At 44.8% G+C, this 17,129-nt stretch carries 13 protein-coding genes; 6 read left to right on the forward strand and 7 right to left on the reverse strand.

The genetic code is table 11. The features are described from left to right. Nucleotides 1-8: 8 nt before the first annotated feature. The 5 genes from BUC17_RS10680 to BUC17_RS10700 all read left to right on the forward strand — a co-directional run bounded on the left by BUC17_RS10680 (nt 9) and on the right by BUC17_RS10700 (nt 6,009). On the forward strand, nt 9-758 hold the full coding sequence (locus BUC17_RS10680) for an enoyl-CoA hydratase/isomerase family protein (protein ID WP_073364171.1): 750 nt from the start codon (nt 9-11) through the stop codon (nt 756-758). A gap of 119 nt (nt 759-877) precedes the next feature. Beyond that, on the forward strand, nt 878-1,474 hold the full coding sequence (locus BUC17_RS10685) for an acyltransferase (protein ID WP_073364173.1): 597 nt from the start codon (nt 878-880) through the stop codon (nt 1,472-1,474). Between the two features lie 96 nt (nt 1,475-1,570). After that, the gene (locus BUC17_RS10690) at nt 1,571-2,866 is read left to right on the forward strand and encodes a dihydrolipoamide acetyltransferase family protein (RefSeq protein WP_073364176.1); all 1,296 of its coding nucleotides are present in this window, start codon (nt 1,571-1,573) and stop codon (nt 2,864-2,866) included. A gap of 16 nt (nt 2,867-2,882) precedes the next feature. Continuing rightward, nucleotides 2,883-3,938 (forward strand): branched-chain amino acid aminotransferase, encoded by a 1,056-nt coding sequence (locus BUC17_RS10695; protein ID WP_073364179.1) that lies wholly within the window; start codon nt 2,883-2,885, stop codon nt 3,936-3,938. A 25-nt stretch (nt 3,939-3,963) separates the two neighbouring features. Next, a complete protein-coding gene (locus tag BUC17_RS10700) occupies nt 3,964-6,009 on the forward strand; it encodes an alpha-ketoacid dehydrogenase subunit alpha/beta (protein WP_073364181.1) in 2,046 nt (681 codons plus the stop codon). A 937-nt stretch (nt 6,010-6,946) separates the two neighbouring features. Here BUC17_RS10700 and BUC17_RS10705 read toward each other — a convergent pair. From BUC17_RS10705 to BUC17_RS10730, 6 genes are all read right to left on the reverse strand, one after another. Next, nucleotides 6,947-7,525 carry a hypothetical protein gene (locus BUC17_RS10705; RefSeq protein WP_073364183.1) on the reverse strand — a complete coding sequence of 193 codons (579 nt, stop codon included), beginning with the start codon at nt 7,523-7,525 and terminating at the stop codon, nt 6,947-6,949. 199 nt (nt 7,526-7,724) lie between these two features. Further along, entirely contained in the window at nt 7,725-8,153 is a 429-nt protein-coding gene (locus BUC17_RS10710; RefSeq protein ID WP_073364186.1) for a TolB-like translocation protein, read from the reverse strand. Nucleotides 8,154-8,734: 581 nt separating this feature from the next. Then, complete coding sequence (locus BUC17_RS10715; RefSeq protein WP_073364188.1) at nt 8,735-9,298, reverse strand: tetratricopeptide repeat protein; 564 nt, start codon at nt 9,296-9,298, stop codon at nt 8,735-8,737. Between the two features lie 82 nt (nt 9,299-9,380). Then, entirely contained in the window at nt 9,381-9,923 is a 543-nt protein-coding gene (locus BUC17_RS10720) for a DUF4136 domain-containing protein (RefSeq protein WP_073364191.1), read from the reverse strand. A gap of 45 nt (nt 9,924-9,968) precedes the next feature. Then, nucleotides 9,969-11,954, reverse strand: coding sequence for a urocanate hydratase (locus tag BUC17_RS10725; protein ID WP_073364193.1), 1,986 nt, complete (start codon nt 11,952-11,954; stop codon nt 9,969-9,971). Between the two features lies 1 nt (nt 11,955). Further along, complete coding sequence (locus BUC17_RS10730) at nt 11,956-12,156, reverse strand: C1orf53 family protein (RefSeq protein ID WP_073364196.1); 201 nt, start codon at nt 12,154-12,156, stop codon at nt 11,956-11,958. Between the two features lie 27 nt (nt 12,157-12,183). Between BUC17_RS10730 and BUC17_RS10735 the strand changes: the two genes are divergently transcribed. Then, nucleotides 12,184-12,510, forward strand: a complete 327-nt coding sequence (locus BUC17_RS10735; protein ID WP_073364199.1) for a hypothetical protein — start codon at nt 12,184-12,186, stop codon at nt 12,508-12,510. On the opposite strand, the gene BUC17_RS10740 is transcribed toward BUC17_RS10735, so the two are convergent. Further along, nucleotides 12,507-16,874: a hypothetical protein gene (locus tag BUC17_RS10740; RefSeq protein WP_143161781.1), complete on the reverse strand. Its 4,368-nt coding sequence runs from the start codon at nt 16,872-16,874 to the stop codon at nt 12,507-12,509. The two genes, BUC17_RS10735 and BUC17_RS10740, sit on opposite strands and share 4 nt — an antisense overlap. Nucleotides 16,875-17,129 lie beyond the last annotated feature (255 nt).

Raw genomic sequence — 17,129 nt, forward strand, 5'->3', positions numbered from 1 at the left:
CAAAAAAAATGGAACCTTACGTAAAACACCACATACAAGAAAATATCGCGACGATTGAGTTTTTTCATCCGGAGCAAAATTCACTGCCAGGCGCCGTTTTAGCCGAATTGGCACAAACGATTACCGAAGTAGGACAACGCGACGACGTCAAAGTCATCATCCTGCAAAGCGGCGGCGACCGTACGTTTTGTGCGGGGGCAAGTTTCAAAGAACTCATCGCCATCAACGATGCCGCTACAGGAAAAGTTTTTTTCTCGGGCTTTGCCAACGTGATCAATGCCATGCGCAAATGTCCGAAGTTCATCATCGGGCGTATTCAAGGGAAAACCGTAGGCGGTGGCGTGGGTATTGCTGCGGCAACCGACTATTGTATGGCGACCCAGTTTGCCGCAATTAAGTTGAGCGAACTCAATGTAGGAATCGGACCCTTTGTGGTGTCGCCCGCCATTGAACGTAAAATTGGGGTTTCCGCAACCTCGCAGATTGCCATTGATGCCAATACGTTTTATGAAGCATCTTGGGCTCGTGAGAAAGGATTGTTTGCACAAGTATTCCCTACGTTAGAAGAATTGGATGCTGCGGTTTGGGCTTTCGCACAACACCTGTGCACCTACAATCCCGAAGCCATGCTTGAAATGAAGAAAGTCTTCTGGCGCGGCACCGACGATTGGGATACCTTACTCGCCGAACGCGCAGCCATCAGCGGCCGTTTGGTACTGAGTGATTTCACGAAACAAAAACTGGAAAAGTTTAAATAGAAGCAAGACCGCTTCGCTGCAAGAGCAAAGACCGCTTCGCTGAAAGAACAAAGTGGTTGCGATACTAAGATTTCTTTTTTCTTGCAATGCAATGGTCTTTATTCTTTAATCTAAAAAATATGATTTACGCATTCAAAGGATTCATTCCGGTCATTCACGAGAGTAGCTTTATCCACCCGCAGGCTTCGGTTACGGGGAATGTGATTATTGGGAAAAACGTGTATGTCGGACCCGGTGCTGCCATCCGTGGGGATTGGGGCGAAATCATCATCGAAGACGGATGTAACGTGCAAGAAAACTGCACGCTGCACATGTTTCCGGGTAAGACGATGGTTTTAAAAGCCGGGGCTCATATCGGCCATGGCGCGATTATTCATGGCGCGAATATTGGGGCCAACTGCCTCATCGGAATGAATGCCGTGTTGATGGATGATGTGAATGTCGGCGACGAATGCATTATTGGTGCCTTGGCGTTTGTCAAAGCCGGTATGCAAATTCCCAACCGAAAAATGGTTGTCGGCAATCCCGCCGAAATCATTAAAGACGTTTCCGACGAGATGATCGCTTGGAAAACCAAAGGGACCCAATTGTACCAACAATTGCCCCAAGAATGTTATGAAACGCTACAAGTGGTCGAACCTTTACGGGAAATCCCCAAAGACCGACCCACACAAGAAGCGTTTTATGCAACATTAAACGATTTTAAAAAGAAATAAATATCCGGTTTTCGTTTTTAAAGTTTATTCCCTAAGTCGGGTGTAACTTTAAACCTGAAACCTGAAACCTGAAACCTGAAACCTGAAACTAATACAATGGTTGAATTTAGAATGCCCAAATTGGGGGAGAGTATTGCTGAAGCGACGGTCATCAGTTGGTTGAAAAATGTCGGGGACTATATCGCGGCCGAAGAGACTCTTTTGGAAGTCGCCACCGACAAAGTAGACAGCGAGGTGCCATCACCCGTTTCGGGAATTATTAAAGAAATTCGTTTCCAAAAAAACGATGTGGTACCTGTAGGAACCGTGATGGCGTTGATTGAAGCGTCTGAAGGGGAGTCTCAGTTGCAGTCTCAGTCGCAGTCACAGTCGCAGACGCAGCAGTCCGCACAAGTCGCAGAACCGAGTTCGCCCTATGCCTCTGCCGCACCTTCATCCGTGGCGCAATTGCGTCAGGGAGGCACCACCTTTTTGTCGCCGCTCATCATTAGCATCGCACAAAAAGAAAACTTATCGATAGAAGAATTGCAGTTGATACCAGGTTCAGGAGCTGACGGTCGTTTGCAAAAAAGCGATGTGTACCAGTATTTGAAAAACCGCAAATACCCGGTGCAAAGCAAACCCGTGGTTCAAAATCCACCCACGTCTTCCTATCCCAAACCGAAAATCAATTATACCGAAGGGAAAGATTATATCATCGAAATGGACCGTATGCGCAAGATGATTGCCGATCATATGGTGTATTCAAAACAAACTTCACCCCACGTTACGTCCTATCTCGAAGTGGATGTGACCGATCTCGTGGCGTGGCGCAATAACCACAAAGAGGCCTTTCAAGCCAAAACGGGACAGAAGCTTACCTTCACGCCGCTTTTTGTGGAGGCTGTTGCCAAAGCAATTCAGGCGTATCCGTTGATTAATGTGGCCGTAGAAGATACCAAAATCTTCGTTCGTAAAGACATCAATATCGGCATGGCGACCGCATTGCCTACGGGGAATTTAATTGTACCCGTAGTGCGTAACGCCGACACCAAAGATTTAGCCGCTTTAGCTTCTGATGTAAATCAATTGGCCGAAAGTGCGCGCACCAATACCTTAAAACCCGAACAAATTCAAGGCAGTACCTTCACCATTTCCAATGTGGGTACGTTTGGGAGTTTGATGGGAACACCCATTATCAACCAACCCGAAGTGGCCATCTTAGCCTTTGGCATCATCAAAAAACGTCCCGAAGTGATTACCACCGCAAAAGGGGATGAGATTGCCATTCGCAGTATGATGTTCCTTTCATTATCGTTTGACCACCGCGTCGTGGATGGCTTCCTCGGCGGCTCGTTCCTGCGCAAGGTGGGCGATTACCTCGAACAATTTGATACCAATACAACCTACTAAATAAAGAATGATACCAATGACGCAAGAAATAAAAATTACGAAAGTAGCGCAGTCGCAAGCGGCCGGCGTGGATTTTCACAACATTGTCATGGGAACGCGATTTAGCGACCACATGTTTATCTGTGACTATGAAAATGGCGCGTGGCACAACCCGCGTATCGAACCCCTCGCTTTGATTCCGACGCACCCTGCTACCATGGCGTTGCATTACGGTCAGGCGATTTTTGAAGGAATGAAAGCCACCCTTGGACAAGACGGAACGCCCTTGTTGTTTCGCCCTGAAGAAAATGCGAAGCGCTTAAACCACAGTGCCGATCGTATGGGCATGCCCGCATTTCCAGAGGACTTGTTCGTGGAGGCTTTGAAGCAATTTGTGGCCCTTGAAAAAGAATGGATTCCAACCCAAGAAGGAAGTGCATTGTACTTGCGTCCGTTTATGTATGCCGATGAGGCGTTTATCGGAATGCGTGCGGCGACTTCTTATAAATTTATCATCATGGCTTCACCGGCCGGACCTTTTTTCAGTCGTAAAATCAAATTGTACGCGGAGAAAAAATACGTGCGTGCCGTTAACGGGGGAACTGGAGAAGCGAAAGCCGCAGGGAACTACGCTGCAGCCATTCGTCCGACCGAATATGCCAAAGCCCAAGGTTACGACCAAGTTTTATGGTTGGATGCCCACGATTTCAATTATATCCAAGAAGTGGGGACCATGAACATCTTCTTTAAAGTAGATGGGAAATTCATCACGCCGAGTTTGAGCGGTTCTATTCTCAACGGAATTACCCGCATGAGTGTCATCGACTTGTTGCGTCACAAAGGGTATGAAGTGACCGAGCGTCCGATTACCATGGATGAAATCAAAGCGGCCCATGCAGCGGGACTCCTCGAAGAAGCCTTCGGAACCGGAACCGCAGTAGGAATCGCCATGGTAGAAGCCATTGGCAATAACGATTTCACGTTGACCTTGCCTGAAGCCAATCCCGTTTCGCACATGGTCAACGATACCTTGAATGCGATGAAAGTACAACAAGAAGCCGATCCGTTTGGATGGATTGTGCCCGCTCAATAATTTGCGCTTGACGCACCCCATGGATATGTTAGATAAAAAAATACTTGAAAAAGCGTTTACGACCTTAGTGACAGCCAAAACCATGGCCGAATGGTACGAAGCGAATTTTAAAACCGTTTCCAAATACGTGCACGCCACCTCGCGCGGTCATGAAGCGATACAGATTGCGGTAGCCATGCAATTGGGCCCCCAAGATTATGCGTTTCCTTATTACCGTGACGACGCCATGTTGTTGGGAATCGGGATGCAGCCCTATGATTTGATGTTGCAATTGTTGGCCAAGCGTGACGATCCGTTTTCGGGGGGACGCACCTACTATTGCCACCCGAGTTTGCGCGATGCCGACAAACCCAAGATTCCGCACCAGTCGTCTGCGACAGGGATGCAAGCCATTCCCGCTACGGGGGCTGCCATGGGATTTTGGTACAAAGAAAGTATGGGCTTGACGCAAGAAGCGGGTGATCTGCCTTTAGTGGTTTGTTCGCTCGGCGATGCCTCGGTTACCGAGGGCGAAATTGCGGAAGCGTTTCAAATGGCCGCCTTAAAGCAATTACCGATCCTGTATTTGGTACAAGATAACGGCTGGGATATTTCGGCGAATGCCAAAGAAACCCGTGCCCAAAATGCCTTTGAGTACGCCAAAGGATTCCATGGTTTGGAAGCCATTAGTATTGATGGGGCCAATTTTATAGAAAGTTATACCGCACTGGAACAGGTTATCCAGACGATACGTACCGAACGCCGTCCGTTTTTGGTACATGCCAAAGTGCCGTTGCTCAACCACCACACTTCGGGTGTGCGGATGGAATGGTACCGTGACGACTTGGACGAAGCCCGTTCGCGCGATCCGTATCCCGTTTTATGGCAGCAAATGCTAGATGCCGGATTCACAGCAAGCGAATTACAAGCGATCGAAGCCACCGTGCTGCAACAAGTGGAAGCGGATTATGAAAAGGCGTTGGCCGCAGAAGATCCGCGTCCTGAAGATTTATTTACACATGATTTTGCTCCAACACCCGTTACGGAAGAAGTCGGGGAGCGTTCCCCCCAACGCGAAGATAAAGTGGTCATGGTCGATTGCGCCTTATTTGCGGTCGAAGAACTCATGAAGAAACATCCCGAATGTTTGCTGTACGGTCAAGACGTAGGCGGACGCTTGGGCGGGGTTTTCCGTGAGGCAGCCACCTTGGCCCAGAAGTTTGGCGACAACCGCGTGTTCAATACTCCCATTCAAGAAGCCTTTATTGTAGGGTCTACAGTGGGAATGTCCGCCGTTGGTTTAAAACCCATTGTTGAGGTACAGTTCGCCGATTACATTTGGCCGGGCTTGAACCAATTGTTTACCGAGGTGAGTCGTTCCAATTACTTAACCAACGGAAAATGGCCAGTGAGTATGATCTTGCGCGTGCCGATTGGCGCGTATGGAAGCGGCGGCCCTTATCACTCGTCGTCGGTGGAGAGTGTGTTGACCAATATTCGCGGGATTAAAATTGCCTATCCGAGTAATGGTGCCGACCTGAAAGGCTTGCTAAAAGCGGCCTATTACGACCCGAATCCGGTGGTGATTTTGGAACACAAAGGCTTGTACTGGAGTAAGGTGAAAGGTACGGATATGGCACGCGTAAACGAACCGTCAGAAGACTACCTATTGCCGTTTGGAAAAGCGAATATCGTGCAAGAAATATGGCCGCAGGAAACCCAAGAAACCCTTACGGTGATTACGTACGGTATGGGGGTACACTGGGCGTTGAATGCCTCGGCGGGCATGGCGACGCAGGTGGAAATTGTCGACTTGCGCACCTTATACCCGTTGGATGAAGATACCATTTTCAAATCGGTTCGCAAAGCCAAGAAATGTTTGGTGGTGACCGAAGAGCCGGTAAACAACTCGTTTGCGCGCAGCTTGGCGGGTCGTATTCAAGAGGAATGTTTCCGCGACTTGGATGCGCCTGTGATGGTCATCGGTTCCGAAAACCTACCTGCGATCCCGTTGAACAGCACTTTGGAACAAACCATGATCCCGAATGCGGAGAAGGTGAAGGCGAAGATGGAGGAGCTGTTGCGGTATTAGTTTCAGGTTTCAGGTTTCAGGTTTCAAGTTTCAGGTTTTCGGGAAAATTGAAGTTTACGTTTGCTCTGGGCTTAGCATCTCAGTGTCTCAGAATCTCAGTAGCCCAGTAGCTTTAATTCTATGAAAACGATGTCCCTATGTGGTTAAATTTTTTTACTACACGATGTTAACGCATAGTAAACTTAAAAATTCGATAGCCTTTTTTGTTAAACCGCATAGTAACATAGTTAGCATAGCTGTTACGATGTGCTTAAAGTTGGAGTCTAGGGAAGATTTGACGATTACGATGGCTCAGGAGCTTAGCTTCTCAGGGTCTCAGCAGCTTTAATTCTATGAAAACTATGTCCCTATGTGGTAAAATTTATTTACTACTTGGATTTAACGCATAGTAAAATTAAAAATTCGATAGCCTTTTTTGTTAAACCACATAGTAACATAGTTAGCATAGCTGTTGCGATGTGCTTAAAGTTGGAGTCTATGGAAGAGTTGTTGTTTACGAAGGCTCAGGGGCTCAGCGTCTCAGTGTCTCAGTAGCTTTAATAAAGTTTCAGGTTTAAAGTTTAAGGTTTTCGTGGTAAATTGACGTTTACGAAGGCTCAGGAGCTTAGCTTCTCAGGGTCTCAGCGGCTTAATTCTATGAAAACTATGTCCCTATGGGGTTAAATTTTTTACTACACGATGTTAACGCATAGTAAACTTAAAAATTCGATAGCCTTTTTTGTTAAACCACATAGTAGCATAGTCAACATAGCTGTTACGATGTGCTTAAAGTTGGAGTCTATGGAAGAGTTGTTGTTTATGAAGGCTCAGCAGCTTAGTGTCTCAGCGGCTCAATCCCTTTTTTTCTAGAGTTTTTGGAGTACAGTAGTAGTGTGTTATCAAGGCTACGAAGTCGAGAGAATGCGCAGAGCGGGGGTGGGCGTTTTTCTCTCTGTTGTCATAGTTCACGTTCACATTTAGTCCAAAATTCTGTCCAGCTTATTTCTGGTTGGTGATTTTCAAAATATTCTTTTATCTCGTCTTTCATAACTTGTCTTGCTTCTTCTAATATTGAAAAGTAGTCAATAACAAGTCTTGGTTGGTTACACTCATCCTTTCTGAAGATTTCACGTTCAAAGTCAAACCTGTTCCCTTTGTCTGCCGTGTCATTTATAGCCTGTAAAATTTTTCCTGGGTGTTGGTGGTGTCCGCACTCAGAACTCATAAGTGAAGGTGCTGTGCAGTTGCCAATGAATTTCGGGTATAATGTTTTTCTCTGAAAAGTTGGATATGACTGTCTATAGTTTGAATAAAATGTTTGGTCAACCAAAACAGTCCAAAAAAGTGCGACTGCGAAAAGTCCTTGTCTGTCTTGTGGAATTATGTTTAAATACTTGTATTGCGGTGTCAAAAAGAAGTATTGAAAATTAAACTCGTTTTTGTCGTAATGCTTATTGCCTTCAATAGGTATTTGTCCTACGAAATTTAGAAGGTCTCGTTGGAAATACTGCTTGTAATATGTTTTTAAGTCTGTCAATGTGTTGTCGTCTTAAAATGCCCTATAACGTTCGGCTAGGTATGATTTAGCTAATTAATTATTTCGCAAATTAAACATACTTCTAAAACTCCCTTAGAATTTTCCCCCATGAGGTAGGTATTTTTCCCGTGGGTTAGTTGTTTTCTTGCTGTTGCGGAAGGGAATGGTATGAATTATGCTTATTATGGGTTTCAAACTTTTAATAGGCACCCCCAAATTCAATGTCCACTGCGGTCGGAGTAGGAACGACTTCTTGGACATTATTTCCGTTGATGTCACAAGAATAGATTGCAGCGTAGTTGTTTCCTCCTGCGCTGTTGATGCCTACAAAAAATATTTTTTGACCATCGGGAGAAATTCTGGGTTGGACGCCATTGGTAACCTGATTAAATGATACGTTAGGAGGGAAGTTAACCATAACTTGTGTTTGATTCGTTCCATCATAGTTGGCTATCCAAAGTTGCTTATTGGTAATACTCAAATTCTTAATATAGACTATTTTACCCAAAGGCGCAGCTTGGACTACGTTATTGTTTTTGGAGTCTTCATTAGAACAACTAATTTGGAATAAAATCCCAGCAGCAGCAAATACAAAAAGATACAAAGTGGTGTTTAATACATTTTTCATGATATAAATGGTAAAGATTAATGCTAAATGAACGAAGTTTAATAGTTACATGCGATACAAAACAAGGCATATACTCTAAAGGATATTGCAAATTACTATTTTTTTCAATTCGTGGAAATTGAAGGGCGCATTTATTTTTTTTTAACTATGTAGTAAAGAGAACCTTGCGAAGGTTTTCAGTATTCCAAAAGGAGAGCAGTAAGGAGGTATTTTTCTTAGACGTAATGCTCCATTTTCGGGTTGCGCCTTCCTGTTATGTATACCAAATTCCTGTTGCCCAGCCCTCAAAAAGGGGTCAAGCCTAGCAAAGGCATGGATAAAGCATAGATAAAGCATGGATACTGTATGAAAAAGGCATGGAAACGCTCTGTCAAAAAGTTGGCAAAAACCATCGAAAAGTATAAAAAAACAGTAAAAATTAATGGGTCGATGGGGTGTGTAAATGGCTTTGGAGCAGCTATACTTTTTTTGCAAGAGGTTTTATAGTTGCTAAGCCGCTGAGCTTCTAAGCTACTGAGTTGGGGTGTGGGTTTTGCAAATGACGTATCCAAATGAAAGGCGTGTAGTTCATCTTTATATTTTTAGAATAGCAGTTGGTAAAAGGAGCATTTTTTTGCGAGTGCTGCTAAGGTATAGCTTTTCAGTTCTTCTTCAGTGAGAACGATTGGGGCATAAAAACAAAAAGTATACCCCAAGTCGTTAAGAGATACGCAATAGGTTGCATCAAATTGGGCTGTGTCCGGATTCATTTGTACAACTGCTTTTGTAAAGGCAGCGTTCACTTTTTGTAGGCCGTGTTTTTTAATCAACGTGACTATTTTCAACGAATCCCGTTCCAAGCAGTTTACGCCAAAACTCGCGCCGTGTGTGGTGTCTAATACCCGCAAGGCATCGTCGTACCGTTTTTCTTGAAGTAAAATTTGTGCTTCAATGAGGTTCATTCGGCTATGGGCCGTTGCCTCAGGATTACCGCCATGAAAATCAACTTTTCGGGCGCTTTCCAAATAATCGCGGGCTTGGGCTAACTGGCCTTGAGCTAACTTTCGTTGGGATTTCTCCATGTAGCTATAGCCTTTTTTCGTGTGGTCTTGACTGTAAAGCGTGAGGCTTATGAATAAAGAGGCGACAAATAGAGTACGTTTCATAACCGTGAATTGATTCTTTAAAATGCAAAAAAAACCGGTGCAATTTCGTAATCACACCGGTTTTCCAAAGACAGCATGCGTCTTATTTTTTCTCCTGTTGTGGAGGATAATGTTCGAGAATCTTGGTTACAAATTCCTTGATGTTTGCATCTTTTTTCTCCATACGTTGGGTAAGCTCGCCTTCGCCCACACCTTGCCAAATCAGTTCTTTCGTTTTGGCATCGCGGAAATCAATGGTCAGTTTTCCTTCCACATATTGGTACACCGAATTGAAGCCGCCCCAAGCCCAAGGACTCCAACCCCAGCCCCAGCCCCAGCCCCAACCCCACATGGGCGATTGGATGACATCGACTTGCTCTTTTTCTTGGGTGAAAATGGAAACAATTAGGTCGGGCGTCTCACTTTTGGTAAAGCCTTTGGTAGCCATCACTTCGTCAATCGATCGTAAAATACGCCGCTTATCCAAGTCCGAAATGGCCGCTTTGTCAATGGCCGCTTTTTGATAGGCATAGGTCTTGTACTGGCTAAATGTGACCTCTTTGTCATAGTCAGCATTCACACGAATCGTACTACAGGACGTTAAGCATAACGCCAAAACTGCGGTGAGTAAAAATAGTTTTTTCATAACAATTGGTATTTAGAGTGCAGCTTCTTTCGGAGTGGAAATCGGCTACAACAAGGTTTCGTCTACCAAGTAGGGAAGGGTTACTTTCAACAAAGGTTCCACTTCCATGGCCCGTTGGATGGCAAAAATAGCGCCTTCATTGCGGGCCCAACTGCGGCGGGAAATTCCGTTATTCACGTCCCAGAACAGCATGGATTTCAGGCGTCTATCACTATCGGCAGAACCATCAAGAACCATACCAAAGCCACCGTTCATCACTTCGCCCCAACCAACACCACCGCCGTTGTGAATCGACACCCATGTTGCCCCACGGAAACTATCGCCAATCACGTTGTGAATTGCCATATCTGAGGTAAAACGGGAACCGTCATAGATGTTGGACGTTTCGCGGTACGGAGAGTCCGTTCCCGACACATCGTGGTGATCACGGCCTAAAATCACGTAGCCAATTTCGCCACGAGCAATCGCTTGGTTAAAGGCTTCGGCAATTTTCATGCGGCCTTCGGCATCGGCATACAAAATGCGGGCTTGCGAACCGACCACTAATTTATTTTCTTGGGCTCCTTTGATCCATTGGATATTGTCGGCCATTTGTTGGCGAATCTCCTCAGGCGCAGTTTCCATGATTTTTTCTAAAACTTCACAAGCAATCGCGTCGGTTTTCTTCAAATCTTCGGGATCACCGGAGGCACACACCCATCGGAAGGGGCCGAATCCATAATCAAAACACATCGGTCCCATAATGTCTTGAACATAACTTGGGAATTTAAACTCGCGGCCCAACGTAGGGTGGTCGTTCATCACATCGGCACCGGCGCGAGACGCTTCGAGTAAGAAGGCGTTGCCGTAATCAAAGAAATAGGTGCCTTTGGCGGTATGTTTGTTGATGGCTGCAGCATGACGGCGCAGAGTTTTTTGGACTTCCTCGCGGAACTTTTCAGGGTGGTTGGCCATCAAGTCGTTGGATTCTTCAAAACTGTACCCCATTGGGTAGTAGCCGCCCGCCCACGGATTGTGTAGCGAGGTTTGGTCGGAACCCAAATCGATATGTAAGTTTTCGGCATCAAAACGTTCCCACACATCCACAATATTCCCCAAGTAAGCGATAGAGACCACTTCTTTGGTTTCTTGGGCTTTGCGCACGCGGGTGACGAGTGCGTCAATATTTTCAATAATCTCATGAATCCACCCTTGTTCGTGACGGATGCGGGTGATTTTAGGGTTGACTTCGGCACATACCGTGATACAACCGGCAATGGTACCCGCTTTGGGTTGTGCACCGCTCATCCCGCCAAGACCCGAGGTGACAAAAAGGTTGCCTTTCGGACTCTTTTTGATTTTTCTAAAACCGTTGAGTACAGTGATGGTGGTACCATGCACGATACCTTGGGGTCCGATGTACATATAACTTCCTGCGGTCATTTGCCCGTATTGGGTAACGCCTAGGGCATTGAATTTTTCCCAATCATCGGGTTTGGAGTAGTTCGGAATCATCATGCCGTTGGTCACGACAACGCGCGGGGCATCCTTGTGTGACGGGAAGAGTCCCATCGGGTGGCCCGAATACATGACGAGCGTTTGTTCGTCCGTCATTTCGGATAAGTATTTCATAGTAAGGCGGTATTGGGCCCAGTTTTGAAACACGGCACCGTTTCCTCCGTAGGTAATTAATTCGTGCGGGTGTTGCGCCACGGCATAATCCAAGTTGTTTTGAATCATGAGCATGATGGCTTTGGCTTGCTCGCTATTTCCGGGGTATTCCGAAATAGGTCGGGCATACATGCGGTAATCGGGGCGAAGGCGGTACATGTAAATACGGCCGTAGGTTTCCAATTCTTGCTTGAATTCTGGAATGAGTTCTGCATGGTGCTGCGGTTCAAAATAGCGCAAGGCATTTTGAAGCGCCAGTTTTTTCTCTTCGTCGTTTAAGATTTCTTTGCGTTTGGGCGCATGATTGATAGCGGGATCATACGGTTTCGGTTGGGGTAAAACCTTTGGAATTCCCTCGCGTATTTGTTCGTGAAAAGTCATTTTAGTTTTTAGGTTTGTTAGTTTGTTTGGTTCGAATGGTGCCGGTGCTTTTGTCAAAACCGTAGGGGCAATGGCGGCAACCGGATTTGCAACAGTATCCGCGTTTCAAGTGGTAATGTTCGGTAAATACGCGATATCCTTCGGGACTTAGGTAATAATCGACACCTTCCACAAGATTATTCGGATTCAATTGGTCATTCATAACCACAAAATTAACAACTTTGCAGGAATGAAAGTCATCGTTGCCAAATATTTAACGCCTGTTGGATTTCGGGCCATTACCCTTTTTCCTTTTGTGATCATACGGTCTAAAGAAGCCTTGTTGGATCCCCATTTGCTAACGCACGAACGTATTCATATTCACCAACAACGCGAACTGCTCGTGGTGTTTTTTTATGTATGGTATATCTTGGAATTTTTAATACGTTGGCTACTATTGCGCGACCGAAAGGCGGCCTATCGAGCGCTCTCTTTTGAACGAGAGGCGTATACCAACGAAAACGACCCTCACTATCTCAAGCGAAGGTCGTTATATTCTTTTCTTTCTTATTTTTAAAAAATAACCTTTGTTGCAGTAATTATGCCATTGGCCAAACGGGTTTGCACCAATAATGGCGTTTGGTTGCGGGTTAAATTAGGAACCTCAAAGTAGGAGGCATTGATTGTATCATATTGACCAATAACGCGACCCAACATGTCCAAAACGGTGACGGAAGCAATGACTTCTCGTGCAGAACTAACTTGTAGGCTTTCTTGGGTGATAACGGTCACTTCATCTTCAGCCTCTACCGATTGTTTCAATCCATTGTTGTAGATAATGATAAAGCGATTCGAACGTGTTCCCGCTGTGGTTGTAAAGCGATACGGACTTACTTTTAGGTTGTGTACTATATTCAAATCTTTATCACGGATAAAAATATCTTGATCGCTAAACATTCCATCGACAGCAGCCAAAGCGATATGGTATTGCCCTGCAGCAGGAGCGTGGAAACCAACAGGAACTTCATCCATTGGGTTAAAAGGTAAAGCCCGTCCTTGAATTTGGTATTTTTCAGTATCGATCAGTGAAAAGATACTCATGGATCCTAAAATTGCCGTATTGCTGTCAAAAAAGTTGTCTTTTCCATTGCTAGCGGTTTGAACATAACCGACCAAGGTCCGATCCGATTGAAGGTTGCTGTTCACGATATCCAACCAAAAACGGTGGCGTTCTAGTTCAACATTTACCGGCGGTTCAATGATATAATCACTACTGCGGTAGAAGTTGGTGTTATCAAACGAATTGCTTCGTAATCCATTGTTGAAAGCAACGGTGTCAGTTGTCGCTGGGCCATCAATCATTTGAACAAAGAATCCTTGGCCAGCACCTATGAAATAATCGCTAGAGGCAGCAGGACAACACGAAGTTCCGGTAAAATTATACGTCAAGTAATCACTAGGATTATAGTTGTATGTATACGAATTATAAAACGGACTCGCGATTTGAGACGGTAAAGTACCGTGGGTCCAAACTTTGATGTTCCCCATGATTTTTGTACGGTTATTGAACAAGAACTGACTCGCGCGAATCGCTGAAGGATAGGGGTTACCGATCAAATTCCAGTTGTCGCTGTAATTGGTAATTTCGGTACCATTTAATCCTGCGTGATACGCTGTATTAGTGTCGGAACCACGCGCAATAGCCGTAGTGATATTTCCATTGTTAGGAACACCCGTAAACCTATTGACAAGGGTTTGTGGTGTTACATTGCCAAACGAATCAGGGCCGCGAACAATATATCCTCTACCCGCAGTCATCGTGTTGCCCACAGCCATTTCCCAATTGCCTTGTCCGCCATTGGTATTGGCAATGGTAGGGTTCCAGCGCCAGATTAATCCAGAGGTGGTAGGTGCCCCAATGTTGCTTGTGCTAAAACCTGCAACAGGGGAGGACCAATACACGTAGTCTTGGCGACGAATGTTCGCATTGCGAGTATAGTTGATCGATCCGGTGTTGGCTACGTTATTGATTTGCACCAAACTTGAATTGTTTAGCAGGTTAAATTGAGCCCCTGTTTGCACATTCACCCAATCGGTAACTGTGATGGTGTTGGAGGCGTTTACAGTTAAGGTAGCGCCTGTTTGCACAATCAAGTTTCCGGCGAAGGCATGATAAGCGCTTCCTGAAATGACAGGGTTATTAGCAGTCACAGGAATAATCACACAATCGGCATTGTTTGGGATGCTGGTGTTGGGTGTCCAGTTGTTTACTTTATTCCAATCGGTATCTACCGAGCCATTCCAAATTTTACGGCTATTTACTGTAATGGTGGCATCGTCGGTGACATCCATGATAACCCCATTACAAAACGTATAGCGAATGCGTGCCGTGTAGGTTGTTGTTTGGTTTGGACAAACCGAAAGTGTTGGCGAAGTTCCCACAACAGGACCCGATGTTCCCACACCTTCAAACCAAGTTATCGTAGTAATCGAAGGTCCAGCTGGCATAAAGCGCCAAGCTTCGTTGGTGGTAGTCCAATCAGGATCTAAAGAGTTACGATTGGGGGCAACTACTCCAGCGGTACCTGTATTGTTTTGAATCCCAATAACTGCATTACCACTATTCCAAGAGGCACAAACGCGTTTTTCTTTAATGTATACTTCTATGATATTTGTGTTTTCATACAAAACAATCATTCCGGTGTATAACAAATTGTTACAAGTGGCCGAGAACATCGGAACATCGCTCCATCCAATAATCATGGCGCGGCAACCCGAAGGCATGGTGACCAATTCCCAACCTACTTCACCTCCTACACTGGGGTCGATATCGTGATAGGCTCCAAAGATAGTATTCAAGAAAAGCGAAGGGCTCGGTAAATTGGTGCTAAAGGCCCAGTTATTATACCCTCCAGGGGTGTTGTTGGTGGTGTTAAACGAAACAACTCCATTGGAACCAATCAACATTTGGTTGTAGGTGTTTCCATAGTAACAGAAGTTAAAAGGAATAGACACCAAGCCCGACCATACATCATCCACGTTAATACTTACCGAATTGGCTAAACATCCAAATTGGTAGGGTGGAGCGTATGGAATCGATTCAACCGTATAATTGGTAGTGTCGCCTAAGTTTTTATAAGTAGCCTCCAACGTAGTACAGGTTGAAGCACCGCAAGTAGTTATGGGTGCAGGGTCGACACCGCCAAGGCCTAAACCTCCTGCCACGTTGGTGGGACAGCCGGTTGAGTTAGTTCCCACGCCACCTCCAGGCGTACATGCGGTGGTGACACAAATGCTGAACGTACCTTGACCGATACCGTTTGAAAAACTATACACACGAATATAATAGGTAGCTCCAACAGTTAAACCTGTAAGTACAGTTGCTTCATTTAAACTTCCCGTTGTAGTATTTACACAAGCAATGGAAGTAAGCCCAAGACACGTACCACTATACACTTGAAAAACAGCGTTGGCTAAAGTACCAGGCGTTACGGTAACCGTGTGTGAAGTTTCATAAGCTTCAAAAGTATACCATACATCATCATCGGCATTACCCACACACCCTGCGAGTGAACTAGTCGCTGCAACGGTTGTCCCACTTGTAGAAGCTGTACAAAAGGTGGTGGGATTGGTATTTAAGGCTACAGCAGAAGCACAACTGTCATTTATAGGTGGGCCAGGAGTAGTCACACAAATACCAAAAGTCCCCGGATTACTATTTCCGTAATCCCAAACGCGAATAAATAATGTAGCGCCCGGAGTTAATCCTGTCAAATTGATACTAGACATTAATCCATTAGCACTGGAATCGTCATCACAAGCAATTAAGCTCAACGATCCGCACGTTCCTTGGTACACCGCCATTCCACTATCGGTCATGACTCCAGTTTGGCTGTCAATAGTAATAGCCCCTGAGGTAGGAACGATTACTCTAAACCAAACATCTCCTCCAAGGTAATTTGCGCATCCCGGAGCTGGTGGTCCAACCGAATTGGTGGCGCCAAGATTGGTATATGTCGTATATGAGCAATTCAGACTAGGGGTTAATGTTATCGCACCACTACAATTGTCATTGGCAGGAGGTGAGGCGCATGTTCTAGAGATGGTAAACCCACCCGTAGCTGTACTTGTAGAGTCCCAATGCGCTATGTAGACAAAATAAGTCGTTCCTGAAACGGTAGTAAATGAAAAGGTTTCAGTACCTCCTGAAGACCCAACATCTTGACAGGCAATATTGGTTAAACTTCCACACGAACCACTAAGGATAGCCATTTCATGATCATAACCAGTATTTGCCGTTGAGGTAATGGTAGTGGCTTGACCATCACCAACAAAGGTATACCAAACGCCGTTGTTGCTTACAGTACATCCTGTGCCGTTTGGGTTTAAATTTGTTGTTAAAGCTGTAGTTCCAGATAAATTTGTGGTGCCACAAGGTAAAGTTGTAGCACTTGTACACAAACTATTCGCAGGAGAAGCGTTTACACACAAACTCGTTAGGGTCATGGAATTATTGTTCCCTACATTCAAGATACGAATGTAATATGTCCCGTTATTTAAAGCAGTAGGATGAATCAAGGTCTCTGTTTGTGTACCATTGGTATTCGTTGCATTGGCACATCGCAGTTGAGATAAACTTCCACAAGCCCCTGAAAGTAGTTGGATAGCAATATTTCTATTGTTTCCTTGAGCCACAATACTAACAATTTGTGGGCCTGATGTGATAGTAAATTGATACCATCCCTCTCTAACAATTGTTCCTCCACAGTTGTATCCTAGTGCTCCACTTTCAATTGTTGAGTCTGTAATATTGTGTCCGGTAATGCATGTGCCATTGACATTTACATTCGCTGCAGTGGCACAAGTGGCACCTTGAGCATTCATTTTACACGAACTCAGAAAAAGTATTGTGTAAAAAAAGTAATTGTAAATTTGTTTCATACCTTGTTGTTTTTGTGCTTTTTCGACTACAAAATTTCTACAAAAAAATGGGATTAATATATAAAGTCGATTAACTGTTAGATTTTCTGTTGAAATGCAAAAAATACGTATTTTCTCACAAAAAAATCGACGAATAACCATTTCTGTTTTGCTAAATTGTTGAAAAACAATGAATAACTTTTTCGGTTGTTTTTGATTTCTATTTTGTAAAATCATTATTCAGTGTACTTTCTTTCTCATTTACGTAAAAATAGT

This window comes from Flavobacterium fontis (assembly GCF_900129405.1).
Classification (GTDB): Bacteria; Bacteroidota; Bacteroidia; order Flavobacteriales; family Flavobacteriaceae; genus Flavobacterium; species Flavobacterium fontis.

What these genes read in the sequence shown, in the direction of transcription:
- BUC17_RS10680 (WP_073364171.1), top strand. Translation starts at nt 9, where the DNA reads ATGGAACCTTACGTAAAACACCACATACAAGAAAATATCGCGACGATT.
- BUC17_RS10685 (WP_073364173.1), top strand. Translation starts at nt 878, where the DNA reads ATGATTTACGCATTCAAAGGATTCATTCCGGTCATTCACGAGAGTAGC.
- BUC17_RS10690 (WP_073364176.1), top strand. Translation starts at nt 1,571, where the DNA reads ATGGTTGAATTTAGAATGCCCAAATTGGGGGAGAGTATTGCTGAAGCG.
- BUC17_RS10695 (WP_073364179.1), top strand. Translation starts at nt 2,883, where the DNA reads ATGACGCAAGAAATAAAAATTACGAAAGTAGCGCAGTCGCAAGCGGCC.
- BUC17_RS10700 (WP_073364181.1), top strand. Translation starts at nt 3,964, where the DNA reads ATGTTAGATAAAAAAATACTTGAAAAAGCGTTTACGACCTTAGTGACA.
- BUC17_RS10710 (WP_073364186.1), bottom strand. Translation starts at nt 8,153, where the DNA reads ATGAAAAATGTATTAAACACCACTTTGTATCTTTTTGTATTTGCTGCT.
- BUC17_RS10715 (WP_073364188.1), bottom strand. Translation starts at nt 9,298, where the DNA reads ATGAAACGTACTCTATTTGTCGCCTCTTTATTCATAAGCCTCACGCTT.
- BUC17_RS10720 (WP_073364191.1), bottom strand. Translation starts at nt 9,923, where the DNA reads ATGAAAAAACTATTTTTACTCACCGCAGTTTTGGCGTTATGCTTAACG.
- BUC17_RS10725 (WP_073364193.1), bottom strand. Translation starts at nt 11,954, where the DNA reads ATGACTTTTCACGAACAAATACGCGAGGGAATTCCAAAGGTTTTACCC.
- BUC17_RS10730 (WP_073364196.1), bottom strand. Translation starts at nt 12,156, where the DNA reads ATGAATGACCAATTGAATCCGAATAATCTTGTGGAAGGTGTCGATTAT.
- BUC17_RS10735 (WP_073364199.1), top strand. Translation starts at nt 12,184, where the DNA reads ATGAAAGTCATCGTTGCCAAATATTTAACGCCTGTTGGATTTCGGGCC.
- BUC17_RS10740 (WP_143161781.1), bottom strand. Translation starts at nt 16,874, where the DNA reads ATGAAACAAATTTACAATTACTTTTTTTACACAATACTTTTTCTGAGT.